Genomic DNA, 22,147 nt, shown 5'->3' with positions numbered 1-22,147 from the left:
GCTGGATATGTGTCAACACCATTTCACACATTTTTTTCTGCACCGGCTTCCGCGTCCACATCCAGATGCAGCAGCAGGCTGCGCATCGGTGGCGAGAGCGATTTCCAGTCGGCGAACGCGGCGCACAGCCGGCGTTGTGCCCATGCGTTGCCGAGTGCAACGGCGACGATGCCGGTGGCCCGCCGATGTTGCCGCGCGATCGTGCGCGGCGCGATGCCCACGCCGATGCCATGGCCCACCATCGTGCACAGGCCTTCAAAGGTCTTCATGCGGATGCGCACGTCGAGCGTGCGTCCGGCCTCTGCCGCCAGCTCTTCGATATAGGTCTGCAGCGCATTGCCGTCGGCCAGGGCAACGAAGGTCTCGCCCAGCACATCGCTGAAGTCGAGCGAGCGTCGCGCGGCGAAGCGATGGCCAGCCGGCAGCAGCATCATCAGCGGGTCTTCCGCAACCACATGGCGGTGCAACCCGTCGGCGGGGACGGCGTCACTGATGATGCCGGCCTCTGCCTGGCCGGCACGGATCGCGCGCACGACTTCATTGCTGGTGCGTTCGTGCAGTTCCACGCGCAGGCGAGGGCGCTCTGCCAGCCATGGGGCCAGCCGCGCGGGCAGGTAGTTGGTCAATGCCGCGGTGTTGGCGTACAGGTGCAGCGTGCCGCGCGCACCGTGGGCGAACGCCTGCAGTTCGCCGCGCAGCTGCGCCTGCTGCTGCAGGATCAGGCGCGCGTGATGGGCCAGTGCGGCACCCGCTTCGGTGAGGCTGATGCCGCGCGGGTGACGGGTCAGCAGCGCCGTGCCAGCGTCGGTTTCGATGGCGCGCAGGCGTTCGCTGGCCGATCCCAGTGCCAGATTCGCCTCCATCGCGCCGGCGGTGATGCTGCCGGCTTCGGCCACCGCCAGGAACAGGCGCAGATCGGCAATGTCCAAGCGCATGTCGTTTGCTCCGCTCGGCCCTGCCTTCGGCTGGTCCGAAGGCGCAGGCGGGAAGACCGCATTGTGCGCGCCTGCGGCGCCGGCTCCAATGGCGGCATGAACGAGACGACATACTTCTATGGGTTGCTGGTGGTGGTGTTCGTGCTGGCCGGGGTGGTCAAGGGCGTGACCGGCATGGGCCTGCCGACGGTGGCGATGGGATTGCTGGGCGGCGCGTTGTCGCCGGTGGCGGCGGCCTCGATGCTGTTCATTCCCACCTTCGTCACCAATGCCTGGCAGTTGCTGTCCGGGCCATCACTGGGCCGCACCCTGCGGCGGCTGTGGCCGATGATGCTGTCCGTGGTGGTGGTGACGCTGGGCTCGGCCGCGCTGCTGGTACGGGTGGATCGTGATGCCTCGCGCGCCGCGTTGGGCGTGGCGCTGGTGGTGTATGCGCTGTACGCACTGGTGGCGCCGGTGTTCCGCGTACCGCAGCGGAGCGAGCGCTGGCTGGGGCCGCTGGTCGGGGCGGTGTCCGGCGTGGTCACCGGCGCCACCGGCGTGTTCGTCATGCCGGCGGTGCCGTACCTGCAGTCGCTGGGCCTGCAGCGCGAGGAGCTGGTGCAGGCACTGGGCCTGGCGTTCACCGTCTCGACGATCTCGCTGACCACCGGGCTGGTGCTCAACGGTGCGTTTGGCGTGCAGCAACTGGGATTGAGCGCGCTGGCGGTGCTGCCGGCGCTGCTGGGCATGTGGCTGGGGCAGGTGATCCGCCAGCGCATCAGTGCGCGCGTGTTCCGTGCCTGCTTCCTCGGCTTCCTGCTGCTGCTGGGCCTGGAGCTGATGCTGCGTTCGTGGTGGTGATGCCGACCGGACGCCAGACAAGAAAAAACCCGCTTTCGCGGGTGTTTTTCATTCTCGACATGGTGCCCAGGAGAGGACTCGAACCTCCACGAAGTTGCCCCCGCTAGCACCTGAAGCTAGTGCGTCTACCAATTCCGCCACCTGGGCGTCGAGGAGGAGAATTATGGGGTGCCGTGACGGAGGTGTCAACACCCTTCTGAAATTCCTGCGTCCAACGCGCTCAGTAGATCCACGCCATGCGTGGATGGGTGCGGCAGCCGGATTACAGGCAAAAAAAATCCCCGCCGAAGCGAGGAGTTTTTTCGTTGGTGCCCAGAAGAGGACTCGAACCTCCACGGTTTTACCCGCTAGTACCTGAAACTAGTGCGTCTACCAATTCCGCCATCTGGGCGTTCCAGAGGCGCAATTGTGAAGATGAACACGCAGGCTGTCAACGATTTTGTGAACGTTTTTCACCCGATTGTTCAAAGACGGGCGCTGACCCGTTCTGCACGCCCACAGCGGCTACCATGGAGGGCGATGACTACCAAAAAACCAAGCAAGGGCGGGAGCAAGTCCCGCAGTGAAGCCCCCAACAAGGGCACCAAGCAGGGCACTGCCCGCAACAACAAGCCGGGCAAGCCGTTGCCGGGCTGGCTCCCCGCACTGGCCGAAGGCGGTGCACCGCCTCCGGGGCGTGGCCGCCGCAACGCCGAGCCGCCGGGCCCGGCAACGGGTCGCAAGCTGCCACCGGCGGGCAAGGTGATCGATGATCCCTACGCCTCCCGCGAAGCGGAAAAGTACGAACAACCCATTGCCAGCCGCGAGGCCATCCTGGCCCTGCTGGAACGCTGCGAAGGGCCGCAGACGGCTGAGGAACTCGGCGCGCGCCTGGGCCTGACCGCACCGGACCGTGCCGAAGCGCTGTCGCGCCGGCTTGGCGCCATGGTCCGCGACGGCCAGCTGGTGCAGAACCGCCGCGGCGGCTTCGCGCCCATCCAGACGTTGAACCTGGTCACCGGCGTGGTGATCGCCAATCCGGAAGGGTTCGGCTTCCTGCGCCCGGTCGAGGGCGGTGACGATCTGTTCCTGCCGCCCTATGAAATGCGCAAGGTGATGCACGGCGACAAGGTGCTGGCACGTGTCACCGGCATTGACCACCGCGGCCGTCGCGAAGGCAGCATCGCCCGCGTGCTCGAGCGCGGCATGACGCGCCTGATCGGCCGCTTCAGCGTCGAGATGGGCATCAACTACGTGGTGCCCGATGACAAGCGCATCCAGCGCAACGTGCAGGTACCGCCGGACCAGACCGGCGGCGCGAACGATGGCCAGCTGGTCGTCTGCGAACTGACCCAGGCACCGGACAGCCGCCGTCCGCCGATCGGTCGCATCATCGCCGTGCTCGGCGACAAGCTGACTGCCTCGCTGGTGGTGGAAACCGCGATCCACGGCCACGAGCTGCCGTTCGAGTTCCCGCAGGAGGTGCTGGACGAAGCCGCCTCGGTACCGCTGGTGGTCGAGCCGGCGATGATCGGCGGCCGCGTCGACCTGCGCAGCACGCCGCTGGTGACCATCGATGGCGAGGACGCCAAGGACTTCGACGACGCGGTGTACTGCGAGCCGAACGCCGATGGCTTCCGCCTGGTGGTGGCCATTGCCGATGTCTCCAACTATGTCCGTCCCGGCACGCCGCTGGACGATGAAGCACAGAAGCGCGCCACCTCGGTGTACTTCCCGGGCTTCGTGGTGCCGATGCTGCCGGAAACGCTGTCCAACGGCATCTGCTCGCTGATGCCGAAGGTCGACCGCATGTGCTTCGTCTGCGACATGCAGATCGACCGCGAGGGCCAGGTGACCGGCTCGCGCTTCTACGAAGCGGTGATGAATTCGCATGCGCGCCTGACCTACACACAGGTGTGGCAGGCGGTGGGCGAGGACGATGCCGGTGCGAAGGCCTTCATCGGCGACCTGCTGCCGCAGGTGCAGCGCCTGCACCAGCTGTACAAGGTGCTGTCCAAGGCGCGCAGCAAGCGTGGCGCGATCGAGTTTGAAAGCAGTGAAGTCCGCTTCGTACTCGACAACCGCGGTGAAGTCACCCAGGCCGGCATGCTGGTGCGCAACGATGCGCACAAGCTGATCGAGGAATGCATGATCGCGGCCAACGTGGAGGCGGCCAAGTACCTGCTGTCGCGCCATGTGCCGGCGCCTTACCGCGTGCACGAGAAGCCGCCGGAGACCAAGTACGCCGATCTGCTGGAATTCCTCAAGGAGTTCAAGCTGAGCCTGCCGCCGTGGTCGAAGGTGCGCCCGGGTGATTACACCAAGCTGCTGAAGAAGATCCGCGACCGTCCCGACGCCACGCTGCTGGAATCGGTGCTGCTGCGCAGCCAGAGCCTGGCCGTGTACAGCCCCGACAACAACGGCCACTTCGGCCTGGCGCTGGAAGCGTATGCGCACTTCACCTCGCCGATCCGTCGTTACCCGGATCTGCTGGTGCACCGGGCGATCAAGCATGCGCTGTCGGGCAAGCCGCTGGACAAGTTCACCTACACCGCCCGCGAGATGGCAGCACTGGCACTGCAGTGTTCCGAGCGTGAGCGTCGCGCCGATGAGGCCGAACGCGAAGTGGATGAGCGTTACCGCGCGGCATGGATGGAAAAACACGTCGGTGGCCAGTTCGACGGCGTGATCAGCGGCGTGACCAGCTTCGGCCTGTTCGTGGAGTTGGCCGACTCGAAGGTGCAGGGCCTGGTGCACGTGACCCAGTTGCCGCAGGACTATTACAAGTTCGACGCGACCCGCAAGACACTGACCGGCGAGCGTCGCGGCAGCAGTTACCGGCTGGGTGACCAGGTGCGCATCCTGGTGCTGAAGGCCAGCATGGAAGAACGCAAGATCGACTTCCGCCTGGTCGAGCACAAGGGCGAGGAAGAGGAAGCAGGCCCGGCCCCGCTGCCCGAGCGCGGCAAGCCAGCCAAGCGCGCGAAGAAGAAGTACTGAAAGGTGTGCCGACCAACGGTCGGCACCTGCCACGCCGGCGCCGACCATCCCGGTAGGCGCCGGTCCCGGGCGGCACGTCCCCATCGGTAGGTGTCGACCTTGCTCGACACGCTCCCCATCGGTAGGTGTCGACCTTGGTCGACACGATGTTCCGGAGGAAAGCAGCAATGCAGGGCCAACCCGAATACAGCGGCGGCTGCCAGTGCGGCGCGATCCGCTTCCAGGCGCGGGGCGAGCTCACCGACAGCTCGATCTGCCACTGCCGGATGTGCCAGAAGGCCTTCGGCGCCTACTACGCGCCGCTGGTGTCGGTGCGCGGTGTGCAGTTCAGCTGGACCCGTGGCCAACCGCGCTATTTCCAGTCGTCCAACGTAGTGCGGCGCGGCTTCTGCGCCGACTGCGGCACGCCGTTGACCTATGAGGCCCCCGATGGCGTGGCGGTGGCCGCCGGTGCGTTCGACCAGCCTGAACGACTGCCGCCAACCCTTCAGTACGGCGTCGAGCGCAAGCTGCCCTTCGTCGATGGGCTGGGCCGGCTGCCGGCACGCCGTACGGAACAGGACATGGCCGCGCTGGAATTCCTGGCCACGGTCGTTTCCCACCAGCATCCCGACCACGACACCCCGCACTGGCCGCCGCGCACGCGCGGGTAGCGCCGGGCCTTGCCCGGCGGGGGCGACGGACAACGGTCGCCGGGCATGGCCCGGCGCTACCGGCCAGCCGCCGCAGCGCCGCGTCCGCCGATGCTCTACCATAGCCACCCCCTTTCCGGTCCTGCCCGCATGAGCAAGAACAGCCAGTGGATCGTCGGCGTCAACGCCGTCGCCTCCTCCATCGAGAACGACGCCGAGAACGTCCGCGAAGTGCTGGTCGAGGCCGGTGCGAAGAACCCGCGCCTGGTCGAAATCGAGGAAAACGCCCGCCGCAAGGGCATCGACGTGCGCAAGGTCAACAGCCAGGCGCTGGACGGCGTGGGCGGTTCGGTGCGCCACCAGGGCGTGGCCGCACGCTATGCCGCCGCCCGCACCTACAACGAGAACGAGCTGGAAGGGCTGGTCACGGCTGCGGAAGGCAAGGCCCTGCTGCTGGTGCTGGACGAGGTGCAGGACCCGCACAATCTCGGCGCCTGCCTGCGCTCGGCCGCCGCTGCCGGCGCCACCGCCGTGATCATTCCCAAGGACAAGTCGGCCACGGTCAATGCCACCGTGCGCAAGACCTCGGCCGGCGCTGCCGACCTTATTCCGGTGGTGGCGGTGACCAACCTGTCGCGCTGCCTGAAGGACCTGCAGAAGCAGGGCGTGTGGATCTACGGCCTGGCCGGTGAGGCGACTGCGTCGCTGTACCAGCTGGACCTGAAGGGCAACATCGCCCTGGTGCTGGGCGGCGAAGCCGACGGCCTGCGCCGCCTGACCCGCGAAAACTGCGATGGCTTGGTCAAGATTCCGATGCCGGGCGAGATCGAGAGCCTGAACGTCTCGGTTGCTGCCGGCGTCAGCCTGTTCGAGGCCGTGCGCCAGCGCGGTTGATCGACAGCTGCGGAGACCTGATCGGGGTCAGATCCCTTTCCCACGGGAAAGGGATCTGACCCTTTTTTCTGATCCGCCGTGTCGACCAAGGGCGACACCTACCGGGCAGGCGGTAGTCGCCAACCTTGGTTGGCGCTCCGGACGCCTTACCCCGCACTCCCTCCCAGTGCCTTGAACAGCGTCACGTCGTTGTTCAACTGGCTCTGCCGCACCCGTGCCAGTGACAGTTCCGCGTCGCGCCGGGTCTGCTGCGCTTCCAGCCAGGTGCGCAGATCGGTGGCGCCCACGCGATAGCGCACTTCCTGCGCACGTTCCACTTCCACCGCTTCATCGTAGGACGCCTGCGACGCGGTTACCTGGCGCAGCAGCTGCTCGCGTGCGGACAAGGCGTTGTCCACCTCCGACAGCGCGGTGTACAGCGTCTTGCGGAAGTTGGTGGCGGCGATCTGGTAGTTGGTGCCGGCCACGTCCGTATCCAGCTGCGCGCGCTGCAGGTTGAGGAAGGGCAGCGACAGCCCAGCTCCCAGCGTCGCCACCGGATTGCGCAGCACATCGCCCAGCGAGGTGGCGCTGGAACCCAGGCTGCCGGTAAGACTCAGTGCCGGGTAGTACTGGGTGGCGGTCACCCGGATCGTCTTCAGGCTGTTGCGCAGCCGCAGTTCGGCCGCGCGCAGGTCGGGCCGGCGGCCGAGCAGGTCGGCGGGCAGGCCTTCGGCAATGCTCGGGCTCTGCGCCTCCAGCAGGTTCTGCGGTTCGTCCTGCTGCGGCCACGGCGTGCCATCCAGCAGCACGGTCAGCGCGTTGCGCACCTCCACCCGCTGTTGTTCCAGCGCACTCTGCGCCGAACGCTGCGACTGCAGGTTCTGCAGGGCCTGGCGTACTTCCAGGCGCGAAACCGCACCGGCATCGAAGCGCGCCTGTACCAGTTCGTGCGTGCGCTGCAGCCGCTCAAGGTTGGCCTGGCCGGTGGCGATGGACTGGTTGAGGTAGGCCAGTGCCCAGTACTGGTTGATGACATCGCCGATCACCAGCAGGGCGGTGTTCTGCCGGTCTTCTTCGCTGGCGTCGGCCTCCCAGCGGGCGATGTCGCGCTGGCTGCGCAGGCGGCCCCACAGATCGATTTCCCACCCCAGCGACACGCCGGTGGAATAGCTGCGGCGCCAGTCGTCGGCCTGGTCGGTGGCGCGGCTGCCGCTGCCGCTCACGCCGGACGACGAAGGCTGCGGCCACAGCGCGTTGCTGGCCAGCCCGGCCTGCAGGCGTGCACGCTGCACCGCCAGCCCGGCCGCACCGAGGTCGCTGTTGGCGGCAAGCGCCTGCGCGACGAGGCGGTCGAGGCGCTCATCGCCGAAGCCGGTCCACCAGTTGTCCTGGCGGATGTCGCGGGCCGGCGTATCCAGGCCACTGCGTGGGTCGTCGGCCGGTGCGTTGAGGGTCGCATCGCCACGACCATAGGTGGCGGCAACGCTGGGGTCTTCGACCGGATAGCGGCCCACGGAAGCGCAGGCGGAGAGTGCAAGCAGCACGGCGCCGGACAGCAGCAGGCGCGAGGGAGCGGGGAAGGGCAGTCGGGTCATCATCTTCATTCGCGGGCCAGGGCCTCCACCGGGTCGAGCTGGGCGGCACTGCGTGCCGGCAGGAAGCCGAACGCCACGCCGATCAGGGTCGAGCAGGCGAAGGCGGCAATGATGGAAGCGGTGGAGAACAGCACCTGGAAATCACTGGCGAACCGGCCGATCAACACGCCCATCAGCAGTGCCAGGCCGATGCCAAGCAATCCGCCGAGCAGGCATACCAGCACCGCTTCGATCAGGAACTGCTGGCGGATGTCGCTCTGCCGCGCCCCCACCGCCATGCGCACGCCGATCTCGCGGGTGCGCTCGGTCACCGAGACCAGCATGATGTTCATCACGCCGATGCCACCGACCAGCAGCGCGATGGCGGCAATGGCGCCGATCAGCAGGGTCATCGTGCGCGTGGTCTGTTCGATGGTGTCGCGGATCTCGGCGCTGTTGCTGAGGAAGAAGTCCTCGGTGCCGTGGCGCATGGTCAGCAGCCGGGTGATCGCTTCCTGTGCCGCATCCATCGGCGTTTCATCGTTCACCCGCACGGTGATGCTGGAAACGTGGCTCTGCCCGAGCATGCGCGACATCACCGTGGTGTAGGGCACGAACACGCTCAGGCTGGTGCTGCCGCCGAAACCGAAGCTCTGCTTCTTGGCCACGCCGACCACCCGCACCGGCACGTTGCCGAGCAGGATCACCTGGCCGATCGGATCGCTGTCGGGGAAGAACTGGGTCCGGGTGTTCTCATCGATCACCGCCACCTGGCCCAGCCCCTTCACCGCGTCGGTGTCGAAGAAGCTGCCGCTGAGCAGGCTCACGCCCTTCACCCGGAAGTACTGCTCGCCGACGCCGCTGATCTGCGCGGTGGCCGACTGGTTGCGGTAGCGCGCGGTGACCGAACTGGACACGCTGGGGGTGGCGCTGTCGACGTAGCTCTGCCGTGACAGGGCATCGGCATCGCTGGCCTTGAGGGTCTGCACCCGCGCCGAACGCATGTCGCCGAAGCCGCGACCGGGGTAGACGTCGATGGTGTTGGTGCCCAGCGCGCTGATGTTCTGCAGGATCTGCTGCTGCGAACCGTTGCCCAGTGCCACCACCGAGACCACCGAAGCGATGCCGATGATGATGCCGAGCATGGTCAGGAAGGTGCGCAGGCGATGGGCGTTCATCGCCAGCAGGGCCATCCGGAACGCTTCGGTGAAGCGGTCGCGGGCGGCCTGCCAGCTGCTGCCATGGGCCACGCCAGCGCTCGGCTCGCGTTGCGCACGGTAGCTGGGCGCGGCCGGATTGGCACGGTCGGCGATGATCTCGCCGTCGCGGATCTCGATGATGCGCTGTGCGTGCTCGGCCACGCTCATGTCGTGGGTGACGATGATGATGGTGTGGCCTTCGGCATGCAGTTCACCGAGGATGGCCATCACCTCTTCGCCGGATTTCGTGTCCAGGGCGCCGGTCGGTTCGTCGGCCAGGATCACCTCGCCACCGTTCATCAACGCGCGCGCGATCGACACGCGCTGCTGCTGGCCACCGGACAGCTGCCCGGGTTTGTGGTGCATGCGGTCGGCCAGGCCCAGCCGTTGCAGCAGCTGCTCGGCACGCGCGGTGCGCACCGGGCCGGGGCTGCCGGCATACACCGCCGGTACGGCCACATTGCCGCGTGCGTCGAGATCACCCAGCAGGTGGTAGCGCTGGAAGATGAAACCGAAGTGCTCGCGGCGCAGCTCGGCCAGCTCGTCGGGCGCCATTTTCCCGGTCTCGCGGCCCGCCACCTGGTAGCTGCCACGGGTCGGGCGGTCCAGGCAGCCGAGGATGTTCATCAACGTGGACTTGCCCGACCCGGATTGGCCGACGATCGCCACCATCTCCCCGGCATGGATGTCCAGGTTGACGTCGCGCAGCACGGCGATGACATCTTCACCGGCCGGGAATTCGCGTCGAAGGTCGCGCAGGCGCAGCAGTGGCGCCGTCATGCTCATCGGCGCCCCATGCCCGGGCCGCCGACCCGCATCTGCATGCCGCCACGGTTGCCGCCGCCAGCGGCTGCCGCAGCGCCGCCTTCGCCGACCACCACGCGCTCGCCTTCCTTCAGGCCGGACAGGACCTCGACGTTGGCGCCGTTGTTGATGCCGACCTTGATCTTGCGCGGCTGCGGCTGGCCCTTGTCGTCGACCACCCGCACGATGCGCTCGCCATCGCGCGACTTCGGTCCCAGTGCAACGGCCGGCACCATCAGCACGCCCTTGGCCTGCTTGAGCAGCACCGATACCTGTGCGGTCATGTCGATGCGCAGGGTGCCATCGGGGTTTTCGACGTCGAACAACGCGTTGTAGTAGACCGCGCTGCTGGAGCTGGAACTGGACGAGCTGCTGGAACTGGACGAGCTTTCGTTGGCGATCGACGCCGGTGCCGGATTGATCTGCCGCAGCGTGGCGTGGTACTTGCGGTCCGGGTCACCCAGCGTGGTGAAGTACACCGGCATGCCGGCCTTGATCTTGACCACGTCGGCCTCGGACACCTCGGCATTGACGGTCACCACGTCCAGCCGTGCCAGCATCACGATGGTCGGCGCGGTCTGGTTGGCGTTCACCGTGCGGCCTTCCTCGGCCACTACCGCCACCACGGTGCCGTCCATCGGCGCGACGATGCGGGTATAGGCCAGGTTGGCACGGGCAGTGCCCAGTTCGGTTTCGCGGCCCTTGATCTGCGCCTCGTAGGACTGCAGCTGCGCACGCGCGGTCTTCAGCTGGGCCTCGGCGGCGTCGTATTCCTGGCGCGAAGTGGCTTCGGCAGCCAGCATCTGCTGCTGGCGTGCGAACTCCAGTTCGGCCTGGCGCAGGGTGGCCTGCTGCACTGCGCGCTGCGCGGTCACCTGGTCCAGCGAGGCCTGCGCGTTGAGCACCTGGTTCTGCTGGGTGGTGGCGTCGATCTCGGCGATCAGGTCGCCTTCCTTCACCGTATCGCCCAGCTGCACCTTCAGCGATTTGATCTGGCCGGAGGCCTGCGCGCCGACGCTGACCAGCTTGTAGGCGTCGATCACGCCGGTAGCTTCCACCGTCTGCTCGATGTCGCCGCGGCTGACCGGGGTGGTCGCCAGCGCCGGTGCGGCAGGCTTGCGCAGCAGCCACCAGGCGGATACAGCGGCGATCAGGACAATCAGGGCGATCAACATCAGGCGACCCTTGCGGGTCGCGGGCAACAGGCGGGAGATCACGTGGCGGCTTCACTCTGGGGGCCGCAGCGGCGGCGTTGGTGGGCATTGTGAAGATCGAGCGACGCTGTGCTCAATCCTCGGGGTGTGTCTCTATGTAACACTGTCTGCGAGACTGCGTATCGGCAGGTATCCCGCACTGCAGGGGATACAGTGGTACGCATTGGCCTGGATGCGGTTCAGCTGCCGACACGGGATGATTCGCGACATGGAGACTGATAACCCGATGCACCGTTTGCTGATCGTCGATGACGACAACGATATCCGCACCCTGCTGGCCGAGCAGCTCGGCCGTGCTGGCTACCAGGTCAGCACCGCCGCCGATGGCACCAGCATGCGCCAGCTGCTGGAACGCGAACACGTGGACCTGATCGTGCTCGACCTCAACCTGCCGCGCGAGGATGGCCTGACCCTGTGTCGCGACCTTCGCGCGCGCTCGAACACGCCGGTGATCATGCTCACCGCGCGCGCCGAGCCGATCGACCGCGTACTCGGCCTGGAAATGGGCGCCGACGACTACCTGGCCAAGCCGTTCGAGCCGCGTGAACTGCTGGCGCGCATCCGCAACGTGCTGCGCCGTACCGAAGCGCTGCCGGCCAACCTGGAACCGCTGGCGGTGCGCCGTGCGCGTTTCTCACGCTGGATCTTCGACCTGGAGCATCGCCACCTGGTCGATCCGGACGGGCGCGTGGTGGTGCTGTCCGGCGCCGAATTCCGCCTGCTGCGGGTGTTCATCGCCCATGCCAACAAGGTGCTCTCGCGCGAGCAGCTGGTGGCCCTCAGCAGCGGCCGCAACTACGAAGCGCAGGACCGGGCGATCGACCTGCAGGTCAGCCGGCTGCGCAACAAGCTGGCTGATGACGGTGGCCCCGATGGCCTGATCAAGACCGTGCGCAACGAAGGCTATGTGCTGGCCTCGGCCGTCAACCTGGAATAAGCCGCGATGAAGCGCCTGCGCCACTTCCTGTCCTCGATGGTCGGACGGCTGTTCGTGATCCTGCTGCTGGGCATGAGCGTGGCCGCGATCGGCGCGACCATGCTGGCCAGTTCCAAGCGGCAGCAGGAATTCGAGCGGCAGAACCTGAACCGCATCGCCGACCGCCTGCAGGGCTACATCAACCTGCTCGACGGCAACCCGGAGCTGCGCGAGCGGCTGCTGGAGATCGGTGGCCCCAGCGTGCGGGCACTGCAGCCCGGCGCGCGCATCGGGCGGGCCGACAAGGCGCTGATGGAAGTACTGGAAGACCGCCCGGGCCCGGTGTCGCGGGCGCATGTGCACTTCGCCTCGTTCCGTTCGTGCATTCCCAAGCTGCAGGACCTGCTGCCGCCACCGCCGCCGGGCCACCGCAAGCCGCCACACGAACGCGATCCCACCTTCATCCCGCCCAAGTGCCGGGCGGTGGACGTGGTGCTCAACGACGGCACGTTGCTGAAGCTCGCCCTGGATTCGCCGGCGATCGCGCACAACGGCATCCTTGCCGTGGACCCGCTGTTCCTGACCCTGCTGGTACTGGCCATTGCCGTGCTGGCCTACGTGGTTGCACGCATGGCCAGTGCGCCGCTGCAGGAGCTGGCGGCCGCCGCCGAGGACCTGGGCGATGACCTGCAGCGGGCACCTTTACCGCTGCGCGGGCCGCGTGAGGTGCAGCGCGCCGCCGAAGCCTTCAATGCCATGCAGCATCGGCTGCAGCGCCACCTGGCCGAACGTACGCAGATGCTGGCGGCGATCACCCACGACCTGCAGACGCCGCTGACCCGGCTGCGCCTGCGCCTGGAAAACGTGACCGACGAGACGCTGCGCGAGCGCCTGATCGGCGACCTGGCTGCGATGCAGGCACTGGTACGCGAGGGGCTGGAACTGGCCCGGAGTGCGGAGAGTGCCGAACAGCGCGCCGCGCTGGACCTGGATTCGCTGCTGGAGAGCATCGTCGAGGACACTGCCGAGGACGGCGCCGACGTCGTCTTTGAAGGCCGCAGCGGCGCGGTGCTGATGCTGCGCCCGCTGGCGATGCATCGCTTGTTCTCCAACCTGGTGGACAACGCGGTGATGTATGCGCAACGCGCCCGGGTACGTGTCGAGCGCGGCGAGGGCACGATCACGGTGGTCATCGCCGATGATGGCCCCGGGCTGGCCGATGACCAGCTGGAAGCGGTGTTCGACCCGTTCGTGCGCGTGGAGACATCCCGTTCGCGCGAGACCGGCGGTGCCGGCCTGGGCCTGACCATCGCCCGCGCGCTGGCCGAGAAGGACGGGGGCCGACTGTGGTTGCGCAACCGCCCCGAAGGTGGGCTGGAAGCGGTGGTGCAGTGGTCGACCAGCGCCGAGGCGCGGTAGCGGCATTGATCCCGGACCCGGCCCGGTTGCGCCGGGCTGCCCGGGCGCGGTGACGCCGGTGACAGGGTTTGCCCTATCATCTGCGTACTTCCCCATTCTTCGTCCGATGAGCCTGCCTGTTCCTGCCGGCATGCCGCCCTGCGCGGTGCGGCTGTCCCTGTTCGCGTCTGCTGCCGCCACCGGCATCCGCAGCTGGCCGCCGCCGCTGCGCTGATGGGCGGGCAGGGGGCGGGCAGGCGCCGGGCGGGGCGCCACGCGGAGAACATCGGTCGCCTGCTGCGGGTGGGTGTGCTGTGGCTGTTGCTGGCGATTGCCACGCCACTGGCCGCGCAGAGTGGCGCGCCGCCGTTGCGCGACTACGCCATCGACGTGTGGACCTCGCGCAATGGTCTGCCGCACAACTCGCTGCGCGACATCGCGCAGACCCCGGAAGGCCACCTGTGGTTCGCCACCTGGGAAGGCCTGGTGCGCTACAACGGCCTGGATTTCACCGTGTTCGACCGCAGCACCCGGCCGGGGCTGCGCGACAACGGCATCGGCGCGCTGCTGGTCGACCCGCAGGGCGGTCTGTGGATCAGCGATTCGCGCGGCAATGTCAGCCACCGCGGCAGCGACGGCCAGTGGCGGGTCTGGGAACATCAACCGGATACGCCGCAGGTGCTGATCCAGTCCATGCAGATGGACAGCCAAGGGCGCCTGTGGCTGTTGTACGAGGGCAAGGGCATTGGCTATCTGACCCCGGACAAGGGCATCGTCTACCAGCGCCCGCCGCCGGACCTGCCGTTGGCGATGAGTTTCACCAAGATGGCGGTCGACGCGCAGGACCGAGTCTGGATCGGCACCCTTGACGGCCTGGTGCTGCGCGACACCGACGGCGTACTGCAGCGCGCGCCGGCGGCGTGGGGCGTGGACAAGGGCCTGTCGTGGCCCTATCGCGCGCCCGATGGGGCGCTGTGGATCGTCGCGGGCGAGCGCCTGTACCGGGTGGAGGATGATCGTCTGGTGCTGGTGCACCGGCTGCCCGGCCAGCTGCACTTGACCGCCATGYTGCAGGACCGCCATGGCGACCTGTGGCTGGGCACCGAGAACCAGGGCCTGCTACGCATCTCGGCGCATGGCCTGGAGCGCCTGCCGGCGGGCCTGAACCTGCCCGGCGGGCGCGTGGTCAGCCTGCGTGAAGACGCCGAGGGCAGCATCTGGGTGGGTGCCAATGGCGGCCTGTACCGCCTGCGCGAAACCCTGTTCAGCAGTTACACCGAACGCGATGGCCTCAGCGGCGACTACGTGCGCACGGTGCTCGAAGACCGGGACCGCCACCTGTGGGTGGGCAGCGCCAGCGGCCTGGACCTGCAGACCGCCGACGGTCGATTCCGCGCGATACCGCTGCACAACCGCGGTGGCAAGGCGCCTTCGGTGCTGAGCCTGGCGCAGGATGCCGGCGGCGATCTGTGGGTGGGCACCTTCGGCGACGGCATCTACCGCTTGCACGCCGATGGACGGCTTCGCCACAACTACGCGGCGGCCGATGGCCTGCCTGGCGGCAACATCCGTGCGATCAGCATCGCGCCTGACGGCGTGGTCTGGGCGGGGACGCAGAAGGGCGTGGTCCGCATCGAGGGTGACCAGGTAACCGTGCCCACCGTTCCTGGCATGCCGGGAGGCCTGACCACCGCGCTGGAACACGATCACCAGGGAAATCTGTGGATCGGCACCATTGAAGGCGTCCGCGTGCTGCGCGGTGACCAGGTGCAGTCGATCGACCTGGCGCCGCTGGGCGGTGGCCGCAGCGTGTTCGGCTTCCACCAGATCGGCGATGCGATGTGGATCAGCAGTGACCGTGGGCTGTACCGCTGGCAGGCGGGGACGCTGGCACGGGTGGGCCTGGAGCAGGGCATGCCGGTGGACGCGGTGTTCCAGCTGGTGCCCGACCGACTGGGCAACGTGTGGATCAGCAGCAACCGCGGAGTACTGCGCACCGACATGGCCACGCTCAACGCCGTGGCCGACGGACGCGCGCCGCGGGTCACGGTGGAGCGTTACAACGAGATCGACGGCATGGCCAATGCGCAGGCCAACGGCAGCTCCGGTCCCTCGGCGATCCTGCGCCAGGACGGCACGTTCTGGGTGGTGACCGCCGGTGGCTTGAGCACGGTCGATCCGCAGCGGCTGCAGCGTTTCCGTGAACGCCCGGCACCGCCTGCGGCAATCGAGAACGTACAGGTCGACGGTGCACCGGTGCACTGGGAAGGCCCCGAGCGCAACCTGATTCCCGGTGGGCGACGGCTTGCGGTGAGCTACGTGGGCCTGAGCTACCTGATGTCCGACCGCATCCGCTACCGCACACGGCTGGAGGGGCTGGACAACGGCTGGGTGGAACGTGGCCCGCAGCGCAGCGTGGAATTCGTCGGCCTGCCGCCGGGTGATTACACGCTGCACGTGGCCGCCGCGCACCCGGGTGGCAGTTGGGGGCATCAGGAAGCAGTGTGGAGCTTTACCGTCGAGCCGTTCTGGTGGCAGCGGCACAGCGTGCAGGCGCTGATCGGGCTGGTGCTGCTGTCCGCGCTGGTGGCGCTGTACCGCTTCCTGCTGCAGCAGTACAAGGCCAGCAACCTGCGCCTGGCACGGCGCGTGGACGAGGCCACCTTCGACCTGCAGGCGCAGACCGTGCACCTGCAGGCGCTGAACCAGGAGAAGACCGAGCTGGCCGAGCGCCTGGCGCGGCAGGCCGAGGCGTTCGAACGGCAGGCCCGCGAAGACGCGCTGACCCGGCTGGCCAACCGTCGCGGCTTCGACGAGGCGCTGGCCCGCGACTTCGCCCGCGCCCAGCGCAGCGGCCATCCGCTTTGCCTGGTGGTGCTGGACATCGACCACTTCAAGGACGTCAACGACCAGCACAGCCACAGCATCGGTGATGCGGTACTGGTGGAAGTGGCCCAGGTGATCGCTGCCGCCAGCCGCGATTCGGACCTGCCGGCACGCACCGGCGGCGAAGAATTCGCGCTGCTGCTCAATGACACCCGGCTGGAGGAAGCGGCGCAGCTGTGCGCGCGCCTGCGTGGCCTGTTCCATGACCACCCGGACTGGGCCGGCATCCCCGGCCTGCGGGTGACCTTCAGCGCCGGCCTGGTGGAACTGGACGGCGACGACCGCACCCCGGCACTGCTGTACCAGCGCGCCGACCGCGCGTTGTACCGCGCGAAGAGTGACGGCAGGGATCGCACGAGCATCGGTTGATCCAATGCAAAGCATCCACGCATGGCGTGGATCTACTGGCATTGCCGTACCAATCGGCGTGCCGACCAACGGTCGGCACCCACCAAAAAGGTGACTCACCACAGCCCTAGCCGGCAGGATCCATCGAGCGCAGCGACCCGCTGTTGCTCCCGCTTTTCTGATCTTTCCGTGGCGCCCGGGAAACTGTCCGTGGCCGGGCGGGTGGGCTGCACAGGGGCGTGAGCCGCATGGATGCGGCGACCGAGCTTACAGGGATGTACTTGCAGCGTCCCCTGCGCAGTCCACCCGCCCGGCCCGCCCAGGAATCGCTGTCAGCCCGCCACGAGGGGCTCCGCCGTTGGCTGCTTCACCGCGGCCAGGCGTTGGCGATCGTGCAGAACAACCGCGCCGTCTGCTCGGTGTCATACACCGCGCTGTGCGCCTCGTTGGCATCCCAGCCCAGCCCGGCCGCCGTGGCCGCGCGTGCCAGCACCGTCTGGCCATAGGCAATGCCCGCCAGGGTGACCGTGTCGAACACGCTGAAGGGGTGGAAAGGGTTGCGCTTGTGCCCGGTACGGGCCACCGCGGCGTTGACGAAGCCGAGATCGAAATGCGCGTTGTGGCCGACCAGGATCGCGCGCTGGCAGCCGTACTTCTTCATCGCTGCACGCACCGGAGTGAAGACGTGGTCCAACGCCGCCTTCTCTTCCTTGGCCAGCCGGAACGGATGGTCGAGGATGATGCCGGTCACTTCCAGCGACTTCGGGTCGATCTCCAGTCCCTCGGCCGGCACCACATGGGCGCTGGCGGTCTGGCCGGGGTAGAGCAGGCCGTTCTCGTCCATCTCGATCGGCACGGCGGCGATTTCCAGCAGCGCGTTGCGCTGGCTGTCGAAGCCGCCGGTTTCAACATCCACCACCACCGGCAGGAAGCCGCGGAAGCGTTGTGACATCGCGCGCTGCGCCTGGGGTACGTCGGAAACAGGGAGGGCGGCAGGTGCGGAAGTGGGGTCGGTCATGTACGGATTCTAGCAGAGCGACCCTGAGCGCCCGGGATCCCGGTAGGTGCCAGCCTTGGTTGGTACCCTGCGCGCCGACCAAGGTCGGCATCTACCGGACCGCGCGGCGTGCGCCGACCAAGGACGGCATTTACCGGACGGCGCGGCGTGCGCCGACCACGTCGCCCGGGATCCCGGTAGGTGCCAACCTTGGTTGGCACCCTGCGCGCCGACCAAGGTCGGCATCTACCGGAGCACAGGCCGCGCCGTGGGGCCCGACGGATACCAGCGCGCCAGCACTTCATCCACGCTCAGGCGCCCAGCACCGGTGAACAGCAGCGGCAACAGCATCGCCATGAACAGCACCGGCAGTTTGAAGTTGCCAAAGCCCTGATCGCTGATCGCATAGCCCATCGCCAGATCGCCCAGCGAGCTCCATTCGGCCGGCCAGTGCACCGCATACGTGGCCACAGCCGTCAGCACCAGCAGGCTGGCGGCCGCAACGCGGGTGCCGAAGCCCAACAGCAGGCACGCTGCGCCCACCAGTTCGAACCAGGTGGCCAATTGCCAGTTCAGCGCAGCGGGCAGCTGGTCGAACGGAAACGGGAAAGCATCCTGCAGATCGGCGAACCAGTTCTGCCCGTGCAGCTTCTCGCGCCCGGATTCGAAGAATTCCCAGGCAAGCAGCAGGCGCAGGCCAAGCGGGGCCAACCACGGGGCGAAACGGTCCAGCTGGCCGCGTGCGGCGGCCAGGGTCGGGGTCTTCATCGGTGCATCTCCTGGAAGGGGCGTCAGGGTGAAGCGGGGAGCGGACCGATCACGCCAGCACGCAGGAACTGCTGCAGCAGGTGCGCGCCAGGGGCGGCCAATGTCCCAGGATCGAGGTGGTGCAGGGCGGCCAGTTGCTGCAGCTGTTGTTGGCCGGTGGCCCCGGGGGACTCGCCGATCAGGGTCAGCAGATGCACTGCGAGGCTGGTCAGGGTGGCAAATCGCACCGCGCCATCAGCGTCGCGCCGCACCAGCAGGCCGGTGGGCTCTGCCGGTGGTTGCGACGGTGCATCTTCGCTACCCAGCTGATGCACCGGCCAGCGGTACAGCAGCGGCCAGGCCAGCGGTGAGCGGCGCAGCGGCACCTGCAGCGGATCGATGTTGCCCGGTTCCGGCAGCGGATCGGCCTGCAGCTGGTACAGCGCGGTCTCCACCCACTCGTAGTGGGCCAGTTCGGCAAGCGCCGGATGCGGCAGCTCCGGTTGCACCTGCAGCCACTGCACGAACTCGGCAGCCAGTTCGGTGAACAACGGGGTGTGGCAATGGTGGCTGGCGAAATAGTGGCGCACCAGTGCACTCCAGTCCGGTTCGCCCAGAAGGCGCACGCAGACCGGGAAGCCATTGCTCAACAACCCCAACAGATTGTTGAACAGCAGGCGTTCGTACACGGCCACCCGACGCGGGTCCATGCCGGGCGGCGCCGGTACCTGTGCCGGGTCGCGCAGGTGCGCGGTGAACGCGTGCTGCTGCGCACGCAGGCGTTCGGGGGCATCAGCCATGGGCGGCTCCGGCATGCGCGGCCTGCAGGCGGTGGATGGTCTGCAGTTCGCCCCGCAGCTCGGCGTAGGGCGGGAAATTGAAGTCGCGTTCGAGCAGGGTGGGGCGTGGGCCGATACGGGCGTAGGTGCGTGCCAGCAGGTCCCACACCGGGTCGATCACCGGGCTGCCATGGGTGTCGATCTTCAGGTCCGGCGCCTCGTCCAGGTGCCCGGCCACGTGCAGGCAGACGATGCGTTGTGCGGGCAGGCCGGCGATGAAGGCATCGGCGTCGTAGCCATGGTTGCAGGCATTGACGTAGACGTTGTTGACGTCCAGCAGCAGATCGCAGTCGGCCTCGGCCAGCACGGCAGTGGTGAAGGCCAGTTCGTCCATCGTCGGGTCCGGCGCCAGGTAGTACGACACGTTTTCCACGGCGATGCGGCGGCCGAGAATGTCCTGCACCCGGGCGATGCGGGCAGCGGTGTGGCGTATCGCTTCATCGGTGAATGGAATCGGCAGCAGGTCGTACAGGTGGCCCTCGTCGCTGCAGTAGCTCAGGTGTTCGCTGTACAGCGGCACTTGATGCTGGTGCAGAAACGCACCCACCTGCGCCAGCAGCTGGGTATCCAGAGGGGCACTGCCGCCCAGCGACAACGACAGGCCGTGGCAGCTCAACGTATGGCGCGCCGCCAGTTCGGCCAACGCGTCACCTGCGGGACCACCGACACCGATCCAGTTCTCCGGCGCGCATTCGAGGAAATCGAAATCGCCGGCCGGTGCATCGCGCAGGTCCTGCAGCAGGGCACGGCGCAGGCCCAGGCCCACGGCCGCCGCAGGAAGCGGCGACCTCGGGTGGACGACGCCGGCGCGGACGTCAGTGCTTGCCACCGCACTTGCCTTCGCCGCACTTGCCTTCGGCCGACTTCTTGTCACCGCCGGTCTTGGCCTTGGTGTCCGCACCGGCCGCTGCCTTGCTCTTGTCGCCGCCGCACTTGCCTTCAGCACTCTTGCCGTCGGCGCCACACTTGCCTTCGGCATGCTTGGCCGCATCGGCGGATTTTGCATCGGTCGCCTTCGCATCGGTGGCCTTGGCCGCCTGGCCGGCCACCAGGTAGCCCTGGGCGAGGTCGGTCATGCTCAGGGCCGAGGCGGAGGCGGTCATGCCGAGGCCTGCGGCCAGGGCGGTGGCGGTCAGCAGGGACAGCGTCTTGTTGGAGGTGCTCATCGGTCGTGCTCCTGGGTGGTGGGCGGGTGCCCGTGGTGAAGCGATGGTGCAGCGATCCTACTCAACGAATCCTCGCCGGGAATTCAAATTTTCGTGAGAAGTATTGCAGCGCCAACAAAAAGGCCGCTGTCACGAGGACAGCGGCCACCCTGGAGTCGAATCCGGTGTTGCAGTGCAGTATCAGATATCGCCCGCGCTGGAGGTCTCGTCGCGCTTCTGGCGCGGCGGCAGCGGCTGTTCGCCGTGCACCAGGAACCACACGTTCTCGGCGATGTTGGTGGCATGGTCGCCCACGCGCTCCAGGTTCTTGGCCATGAACAGCAGGTGGGTGCACGGGGTGATGTTGCGCGGGTCTTCCATCATGTAGGTCAGCAGCTCGCGGAACAGCGCGGTGTACTGCGCGTCCAGGCGGGCGTCGTCCTCGCGCAGTTCCAGCGCGGCATCGGCATCGTTGTCGCGGTAGGCGGCAATGGCGCGACGGACCTGCTGTGCGGCCAGGCGGCCGAGGGCGCGCAGGCCCTGGATCTGCGGCAGCGGCGGCACCTTGCCCAGCGCGATCGAGCGCTTGGCGACGTTGGCCGCGTAGTCGCCGATGCGTTCGATATCGGCCGGAATGCGCAGGCCGGCGAGGATCTCGCGCAGGTCGCGGGCCATCGGGCCACGCAGCGCCAGGCGCATCACGTCGTGGCTGATCTGCTGTTCCAGCGCATCGATCGCTTCGTCGTTGGCGATGATGCGATGGGCGGCGTTCTCATCGCGCTTCTCGATGACGTCCATCGACGCCTCCAGCTGGGCGACGGCCATCTCGCCCATGCGCACGATTTCGGCCACCAGGCGCTGCTGCTCTTCGTCGTAGCTTTTGACGATGTGGTCGTTGGGAAGGTTCATGTTCTGCAATCCAGGTAGAGCCAGGCGCGCCTGGCTGGGACAGGTGACGAAGCGTCAGCGCCGATCAGCCGAACCGGCCGGTGATGTAATCCTCGGTCTGCTGCTTGGACGGCTGCGAGAAGATCACTTCGGTGCGGTCGTGTTCGATCAGGTCGCCCAGGTACATGAAGGCGGTGTAATCGGACACGCGCGCGGCCTGCTGCATGTTGTGGGTGACGATCACGATGGTGTACTCGTGCTTGAGCTCTTCCACCAGCTGCTCGATGCGGCTGGTGGAAATCGGGTCCAGCGCCGAGGTCGGCTCGTCCAGCAGCAGCACCGACGGGCGCAGGGCCACGGCACGGGCGATGCACAGACGTTGCTGCTGGCCACCGGACAGGCCTAGCGCGCTCTGGTTGAGCTTGTCCTTCACTTCGTCCCACAGCGCGCCCTGGCGCAGCGCGTGCTCGACACGGTCGGCCATGTCCGCCTTGGACAGCTTCTCGTGGTGGCGGATGCCGTAGGCCACGTTCTCGAAGATGGTCATCGGGAACGGCACCGGCTTCTGGAACACCATGCCGACCTTGCTGCGCAGGCGGTTCATCGGGTACTTCGGCGACAGGATGTTCTCGCCGTCGAGGATCACCTCACCGCGCGCTTCCAGCTTCGGATACAGCGCGTAGATGCGGTTGAAGATGCGCAGCAGAGTCGACTTGCCGCAACCGGAGGGACCGATCAGCGCGGTCACGCGCTTTTCCGGGATCTCCAGGTTGATGCCCTTCAGGGCGTGGAACTTGTCGTAGTAGAAGTCCAGTCCACGCGCGGCGAGCTTGACCGGGGCCGGAGCGTGCAGGTTCTCGTGCGAGGCCGGCACGACGATGCGCTGCATCGGCACGGCGTTGGAAAGGTCGTTCATGGCGGTATCCA

General features: G+C 67.5%; 18 protein-coding genes and 2 tRNA genes. 7 read left to right on the top strand and 13 right to left on the bottom strand.

Going from position 1 to position 22,147, the window contains the following annotated elements; genetic code table 11:
• Positions 1-23 precede the first annotated feature (23 nt).
• Complete coding sequence (locus AC1DCU_RS08905; RefSeq protein WP_032975813.1) at positions 24-935, bottom strand: LysR substrate-binding domain-containing protein; 912 nt, start codon at positions 933-935, stop codon at positions 24-26.
• A 96-nt stretch (positions 936-1,031) separates the two neighbouring features.
• Here AC1DCU_RS08905 and AC1DCU_RS08900 point away from each other — a divergent pair, with 96 nt between their 5' ends.
• Entirely contained in the window at positions 1,032-1,778 is a 747-nt protein-coding gene (locus tag AC1DCU_RS08900) for a sulfite exporter TauE/SafE family protein (RefSeq protein ID WP_032975820.1), read from the top strand.
• Between the two features lie 60 nt (positions 1,779-1,838).
• On the opposite strand, the gene AC1DCU_RS08895 is transcribed toward AC1DCU_RS08900, so the two are convergent.
• A tRNA-Leu gene (locus AC1DCU_RS08895) sits at positions 1,839-1,925 on the bottom strand.
• Between the two features lie 159 nt (positions 1,926-2,084).
• Positions 2,085-2,169, bottom strand: a tRNA-Leu gene (locus tag AC1DCU_RS08890).
• A 128-nt stretch (positions 2,170-2,297) separates the two neighbouring features.
• Between AC1DCU_RS08890 and rnr the strand changes: the two genes are divergently transcribed.
• The 3 genes from rnr to rlmB all read left to right on the top strand — a co-directional run bounded on the left by rnr (position 2,298) and on the right by rlmB (position 6,283).
• Positions 2,298-4,757 (top strand): ribonuclease R, encoded by a 2,460-nt coding sequence (gene rnr / locus AC1DCU_RS08885; protein WP_025875411.1) that lies wholly within the window; start codon positions 2,298-2,300, stop codon positions 4,755-4,757.
• A gap of 167 nt (positions 4,758-4,924) precedes the next feature.
• A complete protein-coding gene (locus AC1DCU_RS08880) occupies positions 4,925-5,410 on the top strand; it encodes a GFA family protein (protein ID WP_025875409.1) in 486 nt (161 codons plus the stop codon).
• Positions 5,411-5,539: 129 nt separating this feature from the next.
• The gene (gene rlmB / locus AC1DCU_RS08875) at positions 5,540-6,283 is read left to right on the top strand and encodes a 23S rRNA (guanosine(2251)-2'-O)-methyltransferase RlmB (RefSeq protein ID WP_025875407.1); all 744 of its coding nucleotides are present in this window, start codon (positions 5,540-5,542) and stop codon (positions 6,281-6,283) included.
• Between the two features lie 146 nt (positions 6,284-6,429).
• Here rlmB and AC1DCU_RS08870 read toward each other — a convergent pair whose 3' ends face one another.
• The 3 genes from AC1DCU_RS08870 to AC1DCU_RS08860 are packed head-to-tail and all read right to left on the bottom strand — an operon-like array spanning position 6,430 to position 11,059.
• Positions 6,430-7,869 (bottom strand): efflux transporter outer membrane subunit, encoded by a 1,440-nt coding sequence (locus AC1DCU_RS08870; protein ID WP_442251034.1) that lies wholly within the window; start codon positions 7,867-7,869, stop codon positions 6,430-6,432.
• Entirely contained in the window at positions 7,866-9,824 is a 1,959-nt protein-coding gene (locus tag AC1DCU_RS08865; RefSeq protein WP_032975817.1) for a MacB family efflux pump subunit, read from the bottom strand. Before AC1DCU_RS08865 ends, AC1DCU_RS08870 begins: the two co-directional genes overlap by 4 nt.
• A complete protein-coding gene (locus tag AC1DCU_RS08860; protein ID WP_025875401.1) occupies positions 9,821-11,059 on the bottom strand; it encodes an efflux RND transporter periplasmic adaptor subunit in 1,239 nt (412 codons plus the stop codon). The genes AC1DCU_RS08865 and AC1DCU_RS08860 overlap by 4 nt, the downstream gene beginning before the upstream one ends.
• Before the next feature lie 205 nt (positions 11,060-11,264).
• On the opposite strand from AC1DCU_RS08860, the gene AC1DCU_RS08855 reads away from it, so the two are divergent.
• The 3 genes from AC1DCU_RS08855 to AC1DCU_RS08845 all read left to right on the top strand — a co-directional run bounded on the left by AC1DCU_RS08855 (position 11,265) and on the right by AC1DCU_RS08845 (position 16,625).
• Complete coding sequence (locus tag AC1DCU_RS08855) at positions 11,265-11,993, top strand: response regulator (protein WP_032975821.1); 729 nt, start codon at positions 11,265-11,267, stop codon at positions 11,991-11,993.
• 6 nt (positions 11,994-11,999) lie between these two features.
• Complete coding sequence (locus tag AC1DCU_RS08850) at positions 12,000-13,391, top strand: ATP-binding protein (RefSeq protein ID WP_025875397.1); 1,392 nt, start codon at positions 12,000-12,002, stop codon at positions 13,389-13,391.
• A 213-nt stretch (positions 13,392-13,604) separates the two neighbouring features.
• On the top strand, positions 13,605-16,625 hold the full coding sequence (locus AC1DCU_RS08845; protein ID WP_442251035.1) for a two-component regulator propeller domain-containing protein: 3,021 nt from the start codon (positions 13,605-13,607) through the stop codon (positions 16,623-16,625).
• A gap of 346 nt (positions 16,626-16,971) precedes the next feature.
• Here AC1DCU_RS08845 and rnt read toward each other — a convergent pair whose 3' ends face one another.
• The 7 genes from rnt to pstB form a co-directional block, all read right to left on the bottom strand.
• A complete protein-coding gene (gene rnt, locus AC1DCU_RS08840) occupies positions 16,972-17,556 on the bottom strand; it encodes a ribonuclease T (RefSeq protein ID WP_032951815.1) in 585 nt (194 codons plus the stop codon).
• Between the two features lie 291 nt (positions 17,557-17,847).
• A complete protein-coding gene (locus AC1DCU_RS08835) occupies positions 17,848-18,369 on the bottom strand; it encodes an HvfX family Cu-binding RiPP maturation protein (RefSeq protein WP_442251036.1) in 522 nt (173 codons plus the stop codon).
• 23 nt (positions 18,370-18,392) lie between these two features.
• Positions 18,393-19,148, bottom strand: a complete 756-nt coding sequence (locus tag AC1DCU_RS08830) for an HvfC family RiPP maturation protein (protein ID WP_280884153.1) — start codon at positions 19,146-19,148, stop codon at positions 18,393-18,395.
• Positions 19,141-20,016: an HvfB family MNIO-type RiPP peptide maturase gene (locus AC1DCU_RS08825; RefSeq protein WP_442251037.1), complete on the bottom strand. Its 876-nt coding sequence runs from the start codon at positions 20,014-20,016 to the stop codon at positions 19,141-19,143. Before AC1DCU_RS08825 ends, AC1DCU_RS08830 begins: the two co-directional genes overlap by 8 nt.
• Positions 20,003-20,353 (bottom strand): HvfA family oxazolone/thioamide-modified RiPP metallophore, encoded by a 351-nt coding sequence (locus tag AC1DCU_RS08820; protein ID WP_442251038.1) that lies wholly within the window; start codon positions 20,351-20,353, stop codon positions 20,003-20,005. The genes AC1DCU_RS08825 and AC1DCU_RS08820 overlap by 14 nt, the downstream gene beginning before the upstream one ends.
• 180 nt (positions 20,354-20,533) lie before the next feature.
• The gene (phoU, locus tag AC1DCU_RS08815; protein ID WP_049465163.1) at positions 20,534-21,241 is read right to left on the bottom strand and encodes a phosphate signaling complex protein PhoU; all 708 of its coding nucleotides are present in this window, start codon (positions 21,239-21,241) and stop codon (positions 20,534-20,536) included.
• A gap of 64 nt (positions 21,242-21,305) precedes the next feature.
• Positions 21,306-22,136 carry a phosphate ABC transporter ATP-binding protein PstB gene (gene pstB, locus AC1DCU_RS08810; RefSeq protein WP_025875381.1) on the bottom strand — a complete coding sequence of 277 codons (831 nt, stop codon included), beginning with the start codon at positions 22,134-22,136 and terminating at the stop codon, positions 21,306-21,308.
• Positions 22,137-22,147: the final 11 nt, after the last annotated feature.

Source organism: Stenotrophomonas sp. 10L48 (assembly GCF_056395105.1).
Note: the sequence above shows the minus strand (reverse complement) of the source record. Positions and strands in the feature narration are given on the sequence as shown.

Excerpts from the sequence above, each read along its gene's own strand:
- AC1DCU_RS08905 (WP_032975813.1), bottom strand. The coding sequence starts at position 935 with ATGCGCTTGGACATTGCCGATCTGCGCCTGTTCCTGGCGGTGGCCGAA.
- rnt (WP_032951815.1), bottom strand. The coding sequence starts at position 17,556 with ATGTCACAACGCTTCCGCGGCTTCCTGCCGGTGGTGGTGGATGTTGAA.
- rlmB (WP_025875407.1), top strand. The coding sequence starts at position 5,540 with ATGAGCAAGAACAGCCAGTGGATCGTCGGCGTCAACGCCGTCGCCTCC.
- AC1DCU_RS08830 (WP_280884153.1), bottom strand. The coding sequence starts at position 19,148 with ATGGCTGATGCCCCCGAACGCCTGCGTGCGCAGCAGCACGCGTTCACC.
- AC1DCU_RS08900 (WP_032975820.1), top strand. The coding sequence starts at position 1,032 with ATGAACGAGACGACATACTTCTATGGGTTGCTGGTGGTGGTGTTCGTG.
- AC1DCU_RS08850 (WP_025875397.1), top strand. The coding sequence starts at position 12,000 with ATGAAGCGCCTGCGCCACTTCCTGTCCTCGATGGTCGGACGGCTGTTC.
- AC1DCU_RS08880 (WP_025875409.1), top strand. The coding sequence starts at position 4,925 with ATGCAGGGCCAACCCGAATACAGCGGCGGCTGCCAGTGCGGCGCGATC.
- AC1DCU_RS08870 (WP_442251034.1), bottom strand. The coding sequence starts at position 7,869 with ATGAAGATGATGACCCGACTGCCCTTCCCCGCTCCCTCGCGCCTGCTG.
- rnr (WP_025875411.1), top strand. The coding sequence starts at position 2,298 with ATGACTACCAAAAAACCAAGCAAGGGCGGGAGCAAGTCCCGCAGTGAA.
- AC1DCU_RS08835 (WP_442251036.1), bottom strand. The coding sequence starts at position 18,369 with ATGAAGACCCCGACCCTGGCCGCCGCACGCGGCCAGCTGGACCGTTTC.
- AC1DCU_RS08865 (WP_032975817.1), bottom strand. The coding sequence starts at position 9,824 with ATGAGCATGACGGCGCCACTGCTGCGCCTGCGCGACCTTCGACGCGAA.
- AC1DCU_RS08855 (WP_032975821.1), top strand. The coding sequence starts at position 11,265 with ATGGAGACTGATAACCCGATGCACCGTTTGCTGATCGTCGATGACGAC.
- pstB (WP_025875381.1), bottom strand. The coding sequence starts at position 22,136 with ATGAACGACCTTTCCAACGCCGTGCCGATGCAGCGCATCGTCGTGCCG.
- AC1DCU_RS08820 (WP_442251038.1), bottom strand. The coding sequence starts at position 20,353 with ATGAGCACCTCCAACAAGACGCTGTCCCTGCTGACCGCCACCGCCCTG.
- phoU (WP_049465163.1), bottom strand. The coding sequence starts at position 21,241 with ATGAACCTTCCCAACGACCACATCGTCAAAAGCTACGACGAAGAGCAG.